The sequence below is a fragment of the Bradyrhizobium iriomotense genome, from assembly GCF_018129405.1.
Classification (GTDB): domain Bacteria; phylum Pseudomonadota; class Alphaproteobacteria; order Rhizobiales; family Xanthobacteraceae; genus Bradyrhizobium; species Bradyrhizobium iriomotense_B.
Window position 1 is genome coordinate 433,372 of sequence record NZ_JAFCLP010000003.1, and the last position, 17,331, is coordinate 450,702.

Sequence of the window (17,331 nt, forward strand, 5' to 3'; positions counted from 1 at the left end):
TTCTTGGCGAGCGATGGTTAATCTGCCGTTAAATGAGGGGGTTTTGAGGTATGCGGGATTAACTGTGACCGATGCGATCTTCTCTCCCTCTCCCCGTTCTTTGTTCAGACCGGGGAGATGGTGGACGGGTGTTCGGAGACATCGTGGACACTTTCGACAGCGAAGCAAGGAGGCTGTCGGATGCCGTTCCGCGAGGTGTCCCGGATGGGCGCGAGATTGGAGTTTGTGATGTTGGCCTCGGAAGAGGGAGCCAACGTTCGGCAGTTGTGCCGTCGCTTCGGCATCAGCCCGACGACCGGTTACAAATGGCTGGAGCGTTGGCGGCTCGGCGGGATGGCCGGACTTGCGGAGCAGACGCGGCGGCCGCAAACCTCCCCGGCGCGCAGTGCGACAGCGATCGAGGACGCCGTACTTTCTGTGCGGGCCGAGCATCCGGCCTGGGGTGGGCGCAAGATCGCCAGGCGGCTGAAGGATCTGGGACAGGAAGCCGTTCCGGCGCCCTCGACTGTCACGGCGATCCTGAAGCGGCACGGGGTGGAACTGGGCAGGTTCGGCGGCGGTTCGTCCACCTTTACCCGTTTCGAACGATCGCGGCCGAACGAGTTGTGGCAGATGGACTTCAAAGGCCACGTGGCCCTGCATGTCGGCCGGCTTCATCCTCTGACCGTTCTCGACGATCACTCGCGCTTCTCGGTGGCACTGGCGGCCTGCGCCGACGAGCAGACCGAAACGGTCAGGCAGCATCTCATCGCGGCTTTCCGTCGCTACGGCCTGCCCGAGAGGCTGATCACCGACAACGGTTCGCCCTGGGGCGACGGTCCGGGCAGCCCGTTTACCCCGCTCGGGGTCTGGCTGATCGAGCATGGCATCAAGATCAGCCATTCGCGGCCCTATCATCCGCAGACCATGGGCAAGGACGAACGCTTCCACCGCAGCCTCAAGGCCGAAGTGTTGTCCGCTCCTCCCTTCGCCGATATCGCCGCCGCCCAGCGTGCTTTCGAGCGATGGCGCACCGTCTACAACACGCAGCGGCCTCACGACGCGCTCGATCTTGCCGTGCCGGCTAGCCGTTACCAGCCGAGCCCGCGCGACTATGTCGAGACTGTCGCGCCCTTCGAATACGCGCCAGGCGATGCCGTGCGCCGGGTCCAGCAAGGCGGACACGTCAGCTTCCTCGGCCGCAACCTCAAAGTCTCCAAGGCCTTCCGCGGCAAAGCCGTCGCGTTCCGGCCAACCACAGAGGATGGCGTCTTCAACGTCGTCTTCAGAACCCAGATAATTGCTACCGTCGACATCCGGCCTCTCGACGGGAGTCCAGAAAGTGTCCACGATGTCTCCGAACACCCGTCCACCATCTCCCCGGTCTGAACACTCTTACGGGGAGAGGGTTGGGGTGAGGGGCCTCTCTCCACCTGGGCAACTGTCGAGAGACCTGTACCCCCTCACCCGGATTGCATCTTCGATGCAATCCGACCTCTCCCCGCAAGCGGGGCGAGGTTAGCGCGACTCCCAGCGAACGCTTTGCGCTCCTCCACCTCCGGAACATTTGGTTCCCTCGCGCGTCATTATGGGTGAGGCGCATTGCGCGCTTCATGCGGGAGGGAGGGCCAGGAAGTGGCCAAAGCGGCGGTCATGTCGGGACGCATGGGGCTGGTGCTCGCTGGCGCGACCCTCCTGATTGCGGCAGTGCTGCTGCCGAATACGGCGGAAGCGCAGTTCGGACTGCGCGGTGGCCCGCTCGGTGTTGCGCGGTTTGCCGTCGGTCACGTCATCGGTATGTCACGCCTGCGCCATGCTCGCATGGCGGTGCGCGGTGGCCGCTACCGTTCCGCTGCGTTGCGGTCCCAGGATCCGCGTGGTGCCGAGCGTGGGCAGGCTTCCAATCCTTACATCATCCGTGCGGCCCTCTCGGCGCAAGCCGCGCTCGCCGGCTGGCGCGGCGGCCGCAGCCCGCAGGGCTGGTGGCGTCATCCCGACGGCAGCTATGGCTGGGCCGGCCCGGTATTCTGGCCGTTCGCACATGACGATCTCGCCAACGCGGTCATCTTCGCCGACACCACCAGCATCTCGCTTTATGGCTATGGCGACATCTATGCCGCGATCTTCTCGCCCTATGCGGCCACCGAGCTTGCTGCCTACGCTGCGCCGCAGGGCCGGCGCGCGCGAAAGGTCCCCTCGATCGAGAGCATTTGCGACGCCAGCGACACCGGCGGCCTGCCCGTCGATCGCATCGCTGCGGTCGCAGCACCGAGCGAGTCGCAGCGCGTAGCGCTCGACGAGCTCGCCGCCGCCTGGAATGCAGCGCGCGACACCATCCGCGCCGCCTGCCCGGCGCAGGCGCCCGCAACCGCCGCCGAGCGTCTCGGCCTGATGCGCGAGCGCATCGAGGCCATGATCAAGGCGACGGATGCGATCGAAGCGCCGTTCGCGAAGTTTGCAGGTCTCCTCAATGACGACCAGAAGGCCAGGCTCAATGCCCTCGCCAATGATCGTCGCGCCGCGCTGGCGTCTCGCCAGCCCAAGGACGCGCAGGCCGCTGCCGCTTGCAAGCCGGACTACGATCCCCGCTACGACGAAAAGGCGCAGCGCCAATATGAGCAGCTCATGCAGCAGCAATGGCCCGCGGACGACATTGCTTCCACGCTCCGTCTCGACGAGACCGCCCGCGCCCGCCTCGAGGTGCTCCAGGACACCACGCTGCGCACCATGGAGACACTGAGCGCCTGTCCTGCGGAGGCCGCCGCGACACCGCTCGCCCGCCTCGCAGCCGTGAAGGCACGGCTACAGACGATGCTGCAGGCGGTGAACGGCGTCACCGATGCGCTCGACGATTTCGAGGCCGATCTGAGCGACGAGCAGAAGGCCGGCTTCGAGGCGATCGGGCCGAAGCGGGGGGCGTGATCACCCGCACGCCCAGTCGAACTTCATGTCCTTGAAGTCGAGCTGCGCGTTGCCGGTGCCGAAATTGTAGCCGCCGAAATATTCCTCGAACTCGATGTAGAACGGGCTCATCTCCGGCACCGCCTGGCAGGGCCGCATGGTGCCGCCGAGATGGTTGTGAGCGTGGTCCTTGGCCCAATCGTGCAAGCGGTAATTCTCAGTGCTCGGGACGCCGCCGACAAAGTAGTAGTAGGACTGATAATCGCTCGGCGGGTTGCGCGGGAAGTGCGGGTCCTGCGGGGCCTTGCCGGCGTTGGGATCGGTCGCGCGCGGCATCAAGGCGATCGCGAGGTTCTCCGCCAGATCGGCCCGCGGAGGGCCGGCGAACATCTTCTGCGCGAAGGGCGGGGCGGACTCGAAGAAAGCCCTGGCGCCGCCGACATCGAGCCAGCGCGGCCGCTGCGCCGTCGCAAGCGCAAGCGGTGCCGGCGGCGTCGCGAACGCGCCCTCGTATTCGGCTGCGGTCAACAGCAGCGCGGCATATTCGTAATCGAGGATGTCGGTCATGCGCGACAGGCGCGGATGCGCGGGCCGCGCCAGCACCGCCTCGCGGATCTCGGGATCATCGGGCGCGCCGCCGTCATTGTGATCGGGCGGCGTCGCAAAGAACGACACCGCGACGATGTCCGCGCCATGCACGCGATAGTCCTCCGGCAGCAGAAGCGTGAAGCCGTGCATCAGCGGATAGCCGGTGACGGGATCGAGCGGCCATTGCTCGCTGCTGATGCCCGGCGGCAGCCCATAGACCCAGCCCTGGTCGCGCGCGCGGTCCGCGGGCCGGTCCAGCATCTGCAAATCATACGCACGCGAAGGCAAGGCAAACGTCACGATCGTCTCCCACGAAATCCGCCTCGCCGTTGAGGCGATGGTTAGTCGTGGGGAGGGGAGATGTGGTTCGTGGGGGGAGGTGGGAGATGATGCCATTCTGCCGGTGTTTTGCCCGACGGGTCAACGCAGGCCGGCACCCGCATAAGTCATTGATCTTGCAGACCCCGTCTACTGTGCATGGGGTTGTTTTCGACTTTTTGTTTGGTCTCGTAGCCCGGATGGAGCGAAGCGCAATCCGGGACCGCTGTCGCTTGTGGCACGACCCCGGATTTCGCTGCGCTCCATCCGGGCTACGATGTCGTCGCGGCCGCTACCCTCGTCGCCGCGCGACCGACGCATCCACCACGTTCTCCACCTCCTCGCGCCAGCTCAAAATCTCCATCGCCAGCACCGGGTGATTGAATCCCTTGAGCTGGAGATCGTCGAGGGCGCGGGCCTCGACCCAGGGCTCGACCATGCCGTAGACGCGGCGGCTGACCACGATCTGGTTGGGCTTGGCCTCGCCGCAGAGGCGGGAGGCGAGGTTGGTGACGCTGCCGATCGCAGCATATTCCAGCCGCTGCTCGAAGCCGACCTGGCCGAGCGTGGCATAACCGAGCGCGATGCCGATGCCGAAGCCGAGGCTGTGGCCGCGGTTGCGCCAGCGTTCGGTCAAGGGGCCGATGGTGTCGCGCATCTCCACCGCCATCTTCACCGCGCGCTGGGTGTGGTCCTCGAACTGGATCGGCGCGTTGAACAGGATCATCACGCCGTCGCCGGCATATTTGTCGAGCGTGCCTTCGTATTTGAAGATCAGCTTGCCGAGCGCGGCGTGATATTCGCGCAGCACGTTCATCGCCTCTTCCGGCTCGGTCGCTTCCGTGAACGCGGTGAAGCCGCGCAGGTCGCAGAACACGACCGTCACCTCGCGGCGCTGGCTGGTGAGCAGCCCCTCGGGGCTGTCGGAGGAGGCGATCAACTGCGCCACCTGCGGCGCCAGGAAACGCTCGAGCTTGCGGATGCGCTCGATCTCGCCGAGCTGGGTCCTGACGCGCTCCTCCAGCGACTTGTTCCAGTCCTTGAGCTGCTCGGTCTGCTGCTTGAGCTTGTCGGCCTGGGCGCGCACGGTCTCGTGCGCCGCCTCCAGCGCGTGGCTCTTGTGATCGACCTCGGTGAACAGCCGCGCATTGCGCATCGCCAGCACCGCCTGGTTGGCGAAGGTGCGCATCAGGCCGATGAGGCTGCCGGCGAACTCGCCACTGGGGCGTCGCAGCACCACCAGCGCGCCCAGCGTGCCCTGCTGGTCGACCAGCGGCACCACCAGCACCGAGTGGAAGCCGGCCGCGATCGCGGCGTCGCGCAGCGGCTGCCCGGCCGCATGGTCGAGATCGGCAAGCGCGATCGGCTCGCCGCTATTGGCGGCATCGCTCAGGATGTTGTCGCCTTCGTCGATGGTGACATGGGCGCCCTCGGCCGATCTGTCGATGCCGCCCGCTTCCACCAGGTTGAAGCGCCGCGTCTCGGCGTCATAGCCGTAGATCAGCACCGCATCGGCGTGGGTGATCTCGATCGCGCGCGCGGCGATGGTCGGCAGCACGGCGTTGAGATCGAGCGAGGAGGAGACCGCGCGGCCGACCTCTTCCAGCACCTTGAGCTCGTTGATCGACTGCGCGAGATCGCGGGTGCGCTCCTCGACCTTGGTCTCCAGGCTCGAATAGGTTTCCTGCAGTTGCGTGGCCATGCGGTTGAACTGGCCGGCGAGATCTTCCAGCTCGTCGGAAGTGTGCACGTCGATGCGGTGGCTGAAATCACCTTCGCCCAGCTTGTGCGCACCGTCGCGCAGCGCGGTGATCGGAATGATCATGCGGCGTGCCAGCAGCGTGCCGGCGAGGATCGCGACCATCAGGCCCATGCCGATCAGAAGCGCGATGCGCACCAGCTGGTCGCGGATCGGCGTCAGGGCCTGCGTGGTCGGCTGCTCGAACATCACGCTCCAGCCGAGCTTCGGCACGGTGCTCGCGGCTGACAGCACGGCATGGCCGTTGAAGTCGGTGCCTGACGTCTCGGGGGCGCCGCCGGGCGAAATCGCGGCCGCCACCTGCGGCAGCTTCGAGAGGTCCTTGCCGACATCGGGACCTCTAGCCGACGTCGCCAGCACGCGGCCGCGCGGATCGACCACGTAGGCGAAGGCGGCCTTGCCGACCTGGGCGTCGGACAGGAAGTCGGAGAGGAAGCTGAGGTCGATCTCGGCGACCGTGACGCCGGCGTTGAAGCCGGAATGCGCCACAGAGATCGACATGAACGGCGTCCGGTCGGAGAACCAGGCCGGCGCGTAGCTGACGCCGCGGGCGACGGTGTCGGTGAAGCGCATGTCGCGGGAGAGGTCGGCATTGCCGCCGGTCGTGGTCGACTGCCGCGAGACGCGCAGCACCTCGCGGCCGTCGCCGTTGAGCTGGAACAGCTGGTTGACGACCGAGACCTGGTGCAGGAGCGAGGCGTAATCGGCGCGGCGCTTCTCGAGCGTGTCCTGGCTCGCCCGCGTCACCCAGCTGATCTGGCGCTCGAGCTCGGAGATCGACTGCTCGATCCGCCGGGCGGCGCCTTGCGCCTTGTCCTCCAGCCCGCCGGTCAGTTGCGTCTTGGTGGCGCGGTAGGAGATCCAGGTCTCCATCGCGCCGTTGACGGCGAGCACGAACACGACGAGGCCGACGAGGGAGACGACGTATTTGGCGAACAGGCCCTCGCGCAAAAACCGTGTCTTGTCGTTCGCCCCAGCCATCCGGATCCTCTCGCGCCACCATTGACGGTGCGCGCTACGGGCCGTGCAGCCCAATTGCCCTTCTAGCACAATTTGGGCCGGCGGACCGGTGGACCGGCCGGTGTGGTTACCCGTTGCGGACGCCGGGACAGGCCGAAGGGCGGTGAATTGTCGCAGCCTCATCCGTTCGGAGGAAGCAGCGGACGGGGAAGCCGATGTAAGGGGATTGGCGTGACATCATCGATTGAAGAGCTGCCGCAGAACGTCGTTCATCGGCTGGCTGTCCTGCTGCGCCACCGGCGGGTCCTCCTGGCCGGGGGACGCGGGCGAGGCCTGCGGCGCCGGGGTCGATGGCGTTGCCGGCAGGCTGCGGCTGCGGCCGGTGCCCGTCGCGGTGCCAGTGCCTGTTCCGGCGCCACTCGAAAGCCCCTGCTGGATCAGATTGCCGATCGCCTCGCCGAGGGGGCCGCCGAGCAGGTTGTTCTGCCCCGGCTGCTGGGCTTGCGGAGTCGCATTGCCGGTTGCATTGCCGCTCGGCGCGGTCGTGCCGCCAAGACCAAGATTACTTCCGAGGCTGCCCAGGAGGTTGCCAAGCCCGGCGCCGTCAGGGCCGAACAGACCCTTGCCCATCTCGCGCAGCTTGGCATAGGCGGCGTCGGGATTGTCGAGCATGCCGGCCATGTCAGGGTAGATCTTCGGCTGCGACCAGCTGCCCTGGATCATTACGGGAATGCCGAAGCCGACCGGCTCGTTGGCGCGGCCCTGGCCTTCGGTCGTCATCACCAGCTTGGGCTCGACGCGAAAGCCCATCATCTTGGTGTCGAGCGCGATCGTGCCGGCGCCGGTGACGCGCACCAGCGGCCCGATCAGGTTGAGATCGGTCGTCACCGCCTGACCCTTGTCGATGCGGAAGGAGGCCGAGAGCTGCGACAGATCCGTGCTCTGCTCCTGGTTGCTGTTCTGGCTGCTGCTCTGGCTGTCCTGCCAGCCGGAGAGCGTGCCCGTCGTCAGCGAGCGGATCATCTGCGCGACGTTGATGCCGCGGATGGCGCCGTCCTGGAAATTGACGAAGGCCGTGCCCTGCATGTTCGCCATCAGCGCGCGCTGGCTGGTGCCGGCGCTGCGCAAGGCGAGCTTGGCCTGCAGCTTGCCGTCGATCCGGTCGAATTCGGCGAGCCCCTGTAGCAGCGGCAGCGCGCGCACGCCGACGAGGTCGGAATGCATGGCAAAGCTCGGTGCGCCGGTGGTCGCATCCAGGATCACCTCGCCGGAGACCTGGCCGCCATAGGCGCCGAGATTGGCGGTGCCGGCCTTCAGCACGCCGCCGGCGAGCTTTGCATCGAGCGCCAGCGGCGCAAGGCGCGCATCGCCGATCACGGCCTCGTTCGCGGAGATCCTCACTTGCGCATCGACATAATTGAGCCCGGAGACGTCGATCGGCGCATTGCTCCAGGGCTGCCCCGATGCACCGTCAGGCGTCTTCGCCAGCGGAATCGCGAGGCGCTGGAAATCGAGATCGACCTTGACCAGGGGCTTGCTCGCGATATCGACCGAAGCCCAGCCGTTGAAGGCGCCGTCGCCGAGCCTGCCGCTCACGCCATTGATCATCACGACATCGCCATTGAGCCGCATCTCGGCATGGCCGGTGAGCTGGGATTTCAGCACGTCAGGCATGTCGATGGCGAAATCCACCGGAATGGTCGGCCGCTCGGCCGGCGGCGTCGGCGCCGTCGCCTTGATATCGAACTTGGTCGGGTGATCGCCGACACGCGCGGTGCCGGTGATGTCGACCTTGCGGTCGCGGCCGACGACGGCGTCGGCGTTGATGGCGCTGATGCGGCCCTCGATGCGGTCGCGCACGCGCGCGAATGCGACCTCGCCGTCGGTGACCTTGACGCGGTCGATGGTCGCCCCGGCCGTGTCGAGCGCGAGCGGCCTCGACGCGGCGCCGGCGTTCGGCAGGCGCTCTCGCAGCAGCGGCTGGTAGAGCACGGGATGAGTGACGACGAGCTCGCTGATCCTGGGGGTGCCGGACCACACGCTGGAGAGCGACATGTCGGCCTGCACACTGTCGACCGTCAGACGGACGATGCCGCTGCGGTCCTTGGGGTCGGCCAGTGTGAGGTCGTTCAGCGTGACATTCAGCGTCGGCCACAGGCTGATCTTGGTGGTGCCGTCGATCGACAGGCGATAGCCGGTCGCGCTCTCGACCCGCGCGGCAATCGTCGAGGTCAGGAAGCCCGAGGGGATTCCGACCACGAGCAGAAGCGCGATCACGATGATGACAACGGCGGCCGCAGCGCCGGCGAATTTCACTGCTCTCATGTCGACTTTCCAACGAGGGACGAACGGCGCCGAAACCGGCCGCTTACCCGTCCCTTGCGTGTGAGTTTATCCCCGGACGGGAAGCGGCTCCAAGCGGTCAAAAATAGTCAGGGGGTGCTGCAAAGTTATGTGACTTATGACACACTTCTCCGGCGCGGTTTTACGCGATCCTGATGCTGATGGTTCCAAGCGATTTGCCGGCGAAATTGACAAGCAAATTCACAAGGACGTTCAAATGAGCAAACAGGCCGAATTTGCGGTCATCCTGAAGATGAACCCGATGTTCGCCGATCTTGGCGCGGACGAGCTCCAGCGGCTGTCCAATCTCTGCCATACCCAGCATCTGGCGAATGGCGAAGTGCTGTTCCAGAAGGGCGATGCCGGGGACGCGCTGTTCGGCGTGCGCCGCGGCCAGGTCCGCATCGAGACCGGCGCCTCCGACGGCAGCCGGCTGACGCTGAATTTCATGGGGCCGGGCGATCTGTTCGGCGAGGTCGCGGTGCTGGACGGCCAGAACCGCACGGCGGATGCGACCGCGGGTGAGGTCAGCGAATTGTTCGTGCTGCGGCGCGAAGACTTCCTCGGCTTCCTCGAGCGCGAGCCCAAGGTCGCGATCAAGATCATCGCGCTGCTCTGCCAGCGCATCCGCTGGCAGAGCGAGCGCATGGAAGAGTCCATGCTGCAGCCGCTGCCGGTGCGCCTGGCGCGGCGGCTGTGCGCGCTCGCCGCCGATTTCGGCTCGGAAGTGCACATCTCGCAGGAGCAGCTCGGCGTCTTCGTCGGAGCCGCCCGCGAGAGCGTCAACCGCCAGCTCCAGGCCTGGCGCAAGGAAGCCATCCTCGATCTCCAGCGCGGCCGGATATTGCTGCGGAACATGACCAAGCTGACGGCGATCGCGCGGAACGAGTAGGGAGGGCAGCTAAGCTGCCTCCGGCACGTAGTGCAATGTCAGTAACTCAGACCGCGGGCACGGGGCGACGGCATATGGCCGCCCATCGTCGTCGCTGAATTCGACGAGTACAGTCTTGTCGTCGAGTTCTTCGAGGATCGTGCCGACGTTGCCTCGCGCCAACCGATGCTCCGGAAGGCTTGCGAGCAATGCGACAACGTCCAGTGCTTGCGGCGTTCGATCTTCCTCGTTGTTCGCTGTACTCATCATAGCACCCAGCAGGTGACGAAGGTCGGCCGGTCGTCGCCGGCCCGTATGATCCAAGCGGTTCTTACCACAGCTTGTTTCCGATGTCGCCTGAGCAGGACATCCATCCGCTAGTGGCTACCCCAGCGATCCGTCGTAATCTGGGACGCCTCGCAGGAAAGTACCGACTCGAGCAGCGCATCTCTGAGCCACGATGCATCGGATCGTTGGAGATCGAGTGCGTCCCTGAATACTCTTGCCTTGTGCCGGCCGCGTGGATGCGAGGGATTCAGGCAGTAATCCTCGATCTTCCGAATGTCGACGGCAGCGTTCTCGCCATTCGGAATGCGCATCGTCATCGCAGCCAGGTTTTGTCTCGGCTCACGTGAACTCTACTCCGCCGCCGGATGCACGATGTTCTTCGGAACCGGCGCCGCCTCCGCAGGCGTAGCCCCGTGATGGTCGCCGGTCTCCGCATCCTCGCTATGCACGATCAGCCGCTTGCCGAAACGCCAGATCAGGGCGCCGAGATCGTCCATCACCATGAACATCGCGGGCACGAATACCAGCGACAGGATGGTCGAGAAGAGCAGGCCGCCGATCACCGCGAGCGCCATCGGCGAGCGGAATTCGCCGCCGGCGCCGACCGCGAGCGCGCTCGGCATCATGCCCGCGGCCATGGCGATCGTGGTCATCACGATCGGGCGGGCGCGCTTCATGCCGGCGTCGATCATGGCCTCCTCACGCGGCTTGCCGTCGCGGATCGCTTCGATCGCGAACTCCACCAGCATGATGGCGTTCTTGGTGACGATGCCCATCAGCATCAGGATGCCGATCCACACCGGCGTGGTGAGTTGCTTGCCGGTGACGAGCAGGGCCGCGATCGCGCCGCCGATCGAGAGCGGCAGCGAGAACAGGATGGTGATCGGCTGCAGGAAGGTGCCGAACAGCAGCACCAGCACCGCATAGACCATCATCAGGCCCGCCGTGATCGCGGTGGCGAAGCCGTCGGACAGCTCGTTCAGGCTTTCGGCATCGCCCGAGGGTGAGACCTTCACGCTCTTGGGCAAGGTCTTCATGACGGGCAGGTCGTAGATCTTCTTGGTGGCATCGCCGAGCGCGGCGGAGCCGACGAGGTCGGCTGCGACGGTCGCCTGCCGCTCGCGGTCGTAGCGGTTGATGCTGGTCGGGCCCTGGTCGAGCTTGACGTCGGCGATCACCGAGAGCGGCACACCGCCCTTCTCGCCGCGCTCGCCGAGCGGCACGCGCAATTGCTCGAGCGTCTTCAGATTGCCGCGGGCGGCATCCTCGAGCTGGACGCGGATCGGCACCAGGCGGTCGCCGACGTCGAACTTGGCGAGCGCCGGCCCGACGTCGCCGATGGTGGCGACGCGGATGGTCTGCGACAGGCTTTCGGTCGAGACACCGAGGCGTGCGGCGAGATCGGCGCGCGGCTCGATGCGCAGCTCGGGCCGCTCCAGCGTGGTTTCCGAGATCACGTTGGAGATGGTCGGAATCCGCTTCATCTGCGTCGCGAGCTCGCTGGCGACGTTGTTGACGATGTTGGCGTCGACGCCAGTCACGACCAGCGAGATCGCGCGCAGGCCGTTTTCGTCGAGGAACCAGAAACGGATGTCCGGAATGTTCTCGAGCTCCTGGCTGATCGAGAATTCCAGCTCGCGCTGGGTGATGTCGCGATCGGCCTTGGGCGTGTAGTTGATGATCAGGGCGGCGCGCCGGACTTCCTGGGTCCCGGGCGGAACGCGGCCGCCGTCGACGAAGATGCTCTTCACCTCGGGCCGCTTGCGCAGCCGCGCGACGATGTCCTCGGTGACCTTCTCGGTGTAGGCGAGCTGCGTGCCCGGCGGCAGCTCGAGGGCCAGTAGCGAGCGCGCGCTGTCCTGCGCCGGCAGGAAGCCCTGCGGCAGCAGCGTGATGCTCCAGATCGAGGCGGCGAAGATGCCGAAGCCGATCAGCACCGTGATGAAATAGTGCTTCACCGACCAGGCCACGATCCCATGATAGGACCGCAAGATGCGGCCGGGCGGCGGCTCCTCGTGATGGCCATGTTTGAGGAAGTAGGCGGCCAGCACCGGCGTGACGAAGCGCGCGGCGAGCAGCGAGAAGAACACCTGCACCGAGACGGTGATGCCGAACTGCTTGAAGAACTGTCCGGCGATGCCCGACATGAAGCTCGCCGGCGCAAAGATCGCGATGATGGTGAGCGAGATCGCGATCACCGCGAGGCCGATCTCGTCGGCCGCTTCCAGCGCAGCACGGTAGGGCGATTTGCCCATGTTCATGTGCCGGACGATGTTCTCGATCTCGACGATGGCATCGTCGACGAGAATACCCGTCGACAGCGTGATGGCGAGGAAGCTGACGAGGTTCAGCGAGAAGCCGAGCAGGTCCATCGCCCAGAACGCCGGGAAGATCGACAGCGGCAGCGAGATCGCGGCGATGATGGTCGCGCGCAGGTCGCGCAGGAACAGGAGCACGATCACGACCGCGAGGATGGCGCCCTCGAACAGGGTCGAGATCGCCGCTTCGTAATTGCCGTTGGTGTATTCGACCGAGGTGTCGATCAGCTTGAGGTCGACGTCGGGATAGGCCGCCTTCAGCGCGTCGATGCGCTTCTGCACCGCGGCGGCGACCTTCACGTCGCTGGCGCCCTTGGAGCGCTTGATGCCGAGCGCGACCACCGGCTCTCCGTTGAAGCGGGCGAAGGTGCGGCGGTCGGCGATGGTGTCGGTGACGGTGCCGAGATCATCGAGCCGCACCTCGCCGCCGCCGAACAGCGGAACCATGGTGCCGGCGAGATCGCCCAGCGTCTTGGCTCCGGCCAGCGTGCGGATCGCCTGGTCGTTCTTGCCGATCTCGGCGCGGCCGCCGGCGACGTCGACATTGGTGCCGCGCAGGCTCTGGCTGACATTGACGGCGGTCAGCCCCATCGCCTGCAGCCGGTCGGGATCGAGCGAGACGAGAATTTCGCGCTCGACACCGCCGATGCGCTCGACCTGGGCGACGCCACGCACGCCCTGCAGCGCGCGCTTGACCACGTCGTCGACGAAATAGGACAGCTGTTCCGGCGTCTTGCCGGGCGAGATCGCGGCATAGGTGACGATCGGCAGGCCGATCACGTCGACGCGCTGGATCAGCGGCTCGGTGACGTTCTGCGGCAGGTTCGAGCGCACGCGCGTCACGGCGTCCTTGACGTCGTTGAGCGCGCGGTCGGTGTTGGTCTCCAGCGCGAACTGGATGGTGGTCAGCGACAGGCCGTCGGTGATCTGCGAGGTGATGTGCCTGACACCCTCGACGCCCGACACCGCGTCTTCGATGGTCTTGGTGACCTGGGATTCGAGCTCGGCGGGCGCCGCGCCGAACTGCGACACCGCGACCGAGATCACGGGAATGTCGGCCGAGGGCAGCCGCGTCACCGCGAGCTTCACGAAGGAGGTCCAGCCGAGCACCAGAAGGATGATCGAGAAGACGACCGAGGGCAGCGGGTGACGGATCGACCATGCCGAAATATTGAGAGCCATCAGCGTACCCGCGTGCGATCGAGTTCATCGGCGAACATGGTCTTGATCTGGTCGCCGTCATGCAGCGAAGAGCCGGCGTCGGCCACGACGATTTCGCCGACGTCGAGCCCTTCCAGGATTTCGGTCGCGGTGTCGGACGACAGTCCGACCCGCACCTTGCGCGTTTCGACCGTGTTGCCCTTGACGACCTGCACGGTGAGATGGTCGATCGCGGTCTTGGGGACCGCGACGCCGCAGCTTCGCTTGGCGTCGATCGAGGCGCGGGCGAACACGCCGACCTTCAGCGACGGATTGTTGGTGACGCTGATGCGGACGCGGCCGAGCTGCGTGGTGCGGTCGATCTCAGGTGCGACCAGCCGCACCCGTCCGATCAGATCGGGCGCGTCGTCGCGGCTGATGCGCACGGTCGCGCCGGGGCTGAGCTTGGTCATGTGGACCGCCGGAACCTGAGCGTCGAGCTCGATCTCGTTGTTGACGGCGATGCGGAACATCGGGCCGGCCTGCGGGGAAGCGGGCGCGCCGACGATGGTGCGGACCTCGGTGACGAGGCCCGGCGCAGGTGCCTTCAGCGAGACCGGACCTTGCGGGCCCGGCCGCTGCGGCTGGCCCGGAATCTGCGGCGGCGCGGTCAGGCGCGCCAGCTCCTGGTTGTCGGTGACCAGGGTGCCTTCGCTGACGAAGAGGTCGGTGACCCTGGAGCCTTCCTGGTCGGCGACGACCACCGCCTCGCGGCGCGGCACGAAGAAGCCGGTCACCCGCACGAGGTCGGAGAAGCAGGCATTGGTCGACTTCGTCACGATGACGAGCGCCGTGCTCGGAGTCTCCTTCGCCTCGGGGCGGCGCCGATGCTCGAACAGATAATAGCCGACGCCGAGGGCCACGACGAAGGCCACGGTTCCGGCTGGCTTGAGATATTCGGAGAGGTTCATCGCCGGATCATCCTGGCCTGGCTCACGGCCGTCCGAACGAGGCCCATGAAGAGCATTTCCCTGAAATAAAGCGGCGTCCCGCAAGGCTGCGGGACGCGCTTTGGACGCGAGACTTTACACCACATCACGACTGGTCACTGCAAAGGGTTACGTCGTACTTACTTCGATGCAGTGGTCTTGTTTTCCATGTTGACGACCTGCACGCGGCGGTTGACCTCGGCCATGGGCTGGCTCGGGTCCTTCAGCTTGCTCTTGCCGTAGCCGACGGTGACGAGGTCGGTCGCCGAGATGCTGTACTTCTCGACCAGGTAGCGCTTGATCGAATCCGCGCGGCGCTCCGACAGGTCCTGGTTGTAGGCCTCGCCGCCAGCGGCGTCGGTGTGGCCGGCGACCACGAAGGTCGAGCCCTTGAGGTCGGGGCTGGTCAGCGCGCGGCCGAGCGCCTGCACCGAGGGCATCGACTTGGCGCTGATATTGGCCGAGTTGTAGTCGAAGGTGATCTCGAGATCGATGTTCGGCTTGTCCTTGGCGACTGACGCGATCTCCTCGCGCTCGGTCGACGACAGCGAGCGCGTCGAGCGTCCGCGCACGGACTGGATCAGCTTGGTCTCCGCCGGGTTCGGCGCGGGATCGGCCTGCGGGGCCATCGAGAGGCCGCGGGTCAGCGGCTTCTTCGCCGGCGGCGCCAGTGCGCGAAGGATCTCGTCCTCGGTGACGTTCTTGCTGTTGCCGTCATCGGCGGCGAAAGCGGGGGCGGCCGGCAGCGATAGTGTCGCGCCAATGGCCAAGATGGACAGGATTGCGGTCAGTCCCTTTGCAGCCAATCTCATAGCTAGTCCCTCCTGCGCAGCGTGCCCGCGCGGTTCCAAAATTCCTGCAATAGGCCCCCCGGGAAAGGCCGCCTGCGGCATCCGACCGTTAGTCTTCCGTGGGCCGCCAAGGGTTCGAGGCGTCTGGCCGCCCGAACCCAAAAAAATACTAGCGTACTCCGTAGCTTGCGAATTCCTGAACGATGTTCGGATCCATCGCCTTGGCATTGGCAATGTCCAGCGCGCCCTCCTGGGCGGAGCCGTTACGCTGCTTGGCGAGGCCGCGGCCGTAGAGCGAGGAGGTCAGGCGCGGGTTGATCCTCAGGGCTGCATCGAAATCGGCGATCGCATTTTTGACCGCGCCCGACTTCAGATTGACGAGGCCGCGGCTGTCCAGCGCATCGACGAAGTTCGGCCGCAGCCGCAACGCCTCGTTGCAATCCTTCAGCGCGCCCTGGAGGTCGCCGACCACGGTGCGGGTCCAGCAGCGGTTGTTCAGCGCCTCGACATCCTTGGAATTGATCCGGAGCGTGTCGTCGAAATCCTTGATGGCGAGGCTGTAGGCGCCCTTGCTGGCATAGACCTGGCCACGCCGGTACAGCGCGTTCACATCGTCCGGATTGGCCGCGATCTTGGCCGTCAGGCCCTTGATGGTGGGATCCTCGGCCAGGACGGCAGCGCTCGGCCCGCTATCCGCGTTCGGCGCGGGCGCGGGATCGACCGGTTTCACCGGCGGTGGCGGCGGGGGCAGGGCAGCCTCGACCTGCGGCTTAGGTGACGGAGCCGGTGCGGGCGCCGGCGGAGGGGCCGGCGCTGCAACGTTGTCAGCCGGCTTCGAGGGCGCCGGCGGTGACGGCGGCGCGGGTGGTGCCGGCGGTGGGTTGTTGGCGACGACGGGCGGCGCAGGCGGCGGGGCCGCCGTCGTTGTTGTCGGGCGCGACCCGGCGGCTCCCGGAATGAAGGAGAAATCCTCGGCCAGCGAGGAGGAGATCCACGGCACCTGCTCGCCGCGCGAGGCGCGGGTGACACCCATCTTGGTGCGATTCAGCGTCTCCTCGGCCATCAGGTCGGGGACGCGGATTTCCTTCAGCAGTTCCTGCACGAACAGGCTGTGCTCGCCGCCGGCGTCCGAGACCACCGAGGCCAGCGCCGCCGAATACATCACCAGCGTGCCGTTCGGCGCGATGACGGGCGTAAGGCCCGCCGAGAAGCTGCGGAACCGGCGCTCGAACGGGTTGCGCCTGGAGGCATCGATCAGCGCGATCTTGACGCCGGCGCCGCGGGTGTTGAGTTCGCCGAGCACGGTCTCGAGGCTGAAGCCGTCGCGGCGCACGTCGGATTCGGTCCAGATCTGCGCGTCGACCGGCAGCATGTAGCTCTGGCGCGCCGACTGGATGCCGAAGCCGCTGAAGAACACCAGCGCCACCGAGCCCGGCTTGATCTTGCCATAGAGCTTGTCGAAGGCGCGGCGCATGCCGTCGCCGGTCAGGTTCTCGCCGATCTCGACCGAGAAGCCGTCGCGCTTGAGCTCGTCGGCCATGTCGCGCGCATCGTTGAGCGGTTCCTTCAGCGGCGCATCCGCATCCGGATATTTGGCGTTGCCGATGACCAGCGCATGGCGGTCGCCGGCCGCCAGCGATGGCGCAGTCGGGACGAGCGAAACGAGCAATGGGAGAAGGAAAAGGAAGCGAATTTTCATAATCAGCGCGGTCCAGCCAAAAAGGCGCCGTTCCAGCTTGCGCCGCGGCGACCTTAACTTACGCTCCATGCATTATCAAACCGGGGGGAGGGGGCGTCAACCTCTTGGAGATTCGGCATTATCGCGACGATTGACCGCAACGCAGGGTCGCGCCGGTCGCGGAATGAACGCGCTGTCATGTTCGTGTTCGACCCGACCTGGTTGGGCATTGCAGCGGCCATGTTGCAGCAGTGATGTTAGGGGGCTGATGTTAGGTGGCTCTTGGCGACAAAAATGTGATTGGTCTCACATTGCAGGCCCGCGGTTGTCGCGGCCTCAGCTGTTTGACCTTTGCGGCGGACGATGGCTTGGTGCGTCCGCTCGTTCAGGTCCCCTCATAAAAAAGCA

General features: G+C 66.1%; 12 protein-coding genes. 3 read left to right on the forward strand and 9 right to left on the reverse strand.

Annotated elements, in window-relative coordinates:
* The first annotated feature begins 180 nt into the window (after window positions 1-180).
* Both JQ592_RS11180 and JQ592_RS11185 read left to right on the forward strand, forming a co-directional pair.
* Window positions 181-1,368, forward strand: a complete 1,188-nt coding sequence (locus tag JQ592_RS11180; protein ID WP_211402899.1) for an IS481 family transposase — start codon at window positions 181-183, stop codon at window positions 1,366-1,368.
* 264 nt (window positions 1,369-1,632) lie between these two features.
* Complete coding sequence (locus tag JQ592_RS11185) at window positions 1,633-2,901, forward strand: Spy/CpxP family protein refolding chaperone (protein WP_211402947.1); 1,269 nt, start codon at window positions 1,633-1,635, stop codon at window positions 2,899-2,901.
* Here the strand turns inward: JQ592_RS11185 and JQ592_RS11190 are convergent, their stop codons facing one another.
* The 3 genes from JQ592_RS11190 to JQ592_RS11200 form a co-directional block, all read right to left on the reverse strand.
* On the reverse strand, window positions 2,902-3,768 hold the full coding sequence (locus JQ592_RS11190; RefSeq protein WP_211402900.1) for a hypothetical protein: 867 nt from the start codon (window positions 3,766-3,768) through the stop codon (window positions 2,902-2,904).
* Window positions 3,769-4,078: 310 nt separating this feature from the next.
* Complete coding sequence (locus JQ592_RS11195; protein ID WP_211402901.1) at window positions 4,079-6,526, reverse strand: adenylate/guanylate cyclase domain-containing protein; 2,448 nt, start codon at window positions 6,524-6,526, stop codon at window positions 4,079-4,081.
* Window positions 6,527-6,742: 216 nt separating this feature from the next.
* On the reverse strand, window positions 6,743-8,830 hold the full coding sequence (locus JQ592_RS11200) for an AsmA family protein (RefSeq protein ID WP_211402902.1): 2,088 nt from the start codon (window positions 8,828-8,830) through the stop codon (window positions 6,743-6,745).
* 235 nt (window positions 8,831-9,065) lie between these two features.
* On the opposite strand from JQ592_RS11200, the gene JQ592_RS11205 reads away from it, so the two are divergent.
* Window positions 9,066-9,740 (forward strand): Crp/Fnr family transcriptional regulator, encoded by a 675-nt coding sequence (locus JQ592_RS11205; RefSeq protein WP_211402903.1) that lies wholly within the window; start codon window positions 9,066-9,068, stop codon window positions 9,738-9,740.
* A 9-nt stretch (window positions 9,741-9,749) separates the two neighbouring features.
* On the opposite strand, the gene JQ592_RS11210 is transcribed toward JQ592_RS11205, so the two are convergent.
* The 6 genes from JQ592_RS11210 to JQ592_RS11230 form a co-directional block, all read right to left on the reverse strand.
* Entirely contained in the window at window positions 9,750-9,986 is a 237-nt protein-coding gene (locus JQ592_RS11210; RefSeq protein ID WP_211402904.1) for a DUF4926 domain-containing protein, read from the reverse strand.
* A gap of 110 nt (window positions 9,987-10,096) precedes the next feature.
* Window positions 10,097-10,324, reverse strand: a complete 228-nt coding sequence (locus JQ592_RS38835) for a DUF6883 domain-containing protein (RefSeq protein WP_433996414.1) — start codon at window positions 10,322-10,324, stop codon at window positions 10,097-10,099.
* A gap of 33 nt (window positions 10,325-10,357) precedes the next feature.
* Window positions 10,358-13,507, reverse strand: a complete 3,150-nt coding sequence (locus JQ592_RS11215; RefSeq protein ID WP_211402905.1) for an efflux RND transporter permease subunit — start codon at window positions 13,505-13,507, stop codon at window positions 10,358-10,360.
* Window positions 13,507-14,436 carry an efflux RND transporter periplasmic adaptor subunit gene (locus tag JQ592_RS11220; RefSeq protein WP_211402906.1) on the reverse strand — a complete coding sequence of 310 codons (930 nt, stop codon included), beginning with the start codon at window positions 14,434-14,436 and terminating at the stop codon, window positions 13,507-13,509. Before JQ592_RS11220 ends, JQ592_RS11215 begins: the two co-directional genes overlap by 1 nt.
* A gap of 158 nt (window positions 14,437-14,594) precedes the next feature.
* Window positions 14,595-15,266 carry an OmpA family protein gene (locus JQ592_RS11225; protein ID WP_211402907.1) on the reverse strand — a complete coding sequence of 224 codons (672 nt, stop codon included), beginning with the start codon at window positions 15,264-15,266 and terminating at the stop codon, window positions 14,595-14,597.
* A gap of 148 nt (window positions 15,267-15,414) precedes the next feature.
* On the reverse strand, window positions 15,415-16,944 hold the full coding sequence (locus JQ592_RS11230; RefSeq protein WP_211402908.1) for a caspase family protein: 1,530 nt from the start codon (window positions 16,942-16,944) through the stop codon (window positions 15,415-15,417).
* Between the last annotated feature and the right edge of the window lie 387 nt (window positions 16,945-17,331).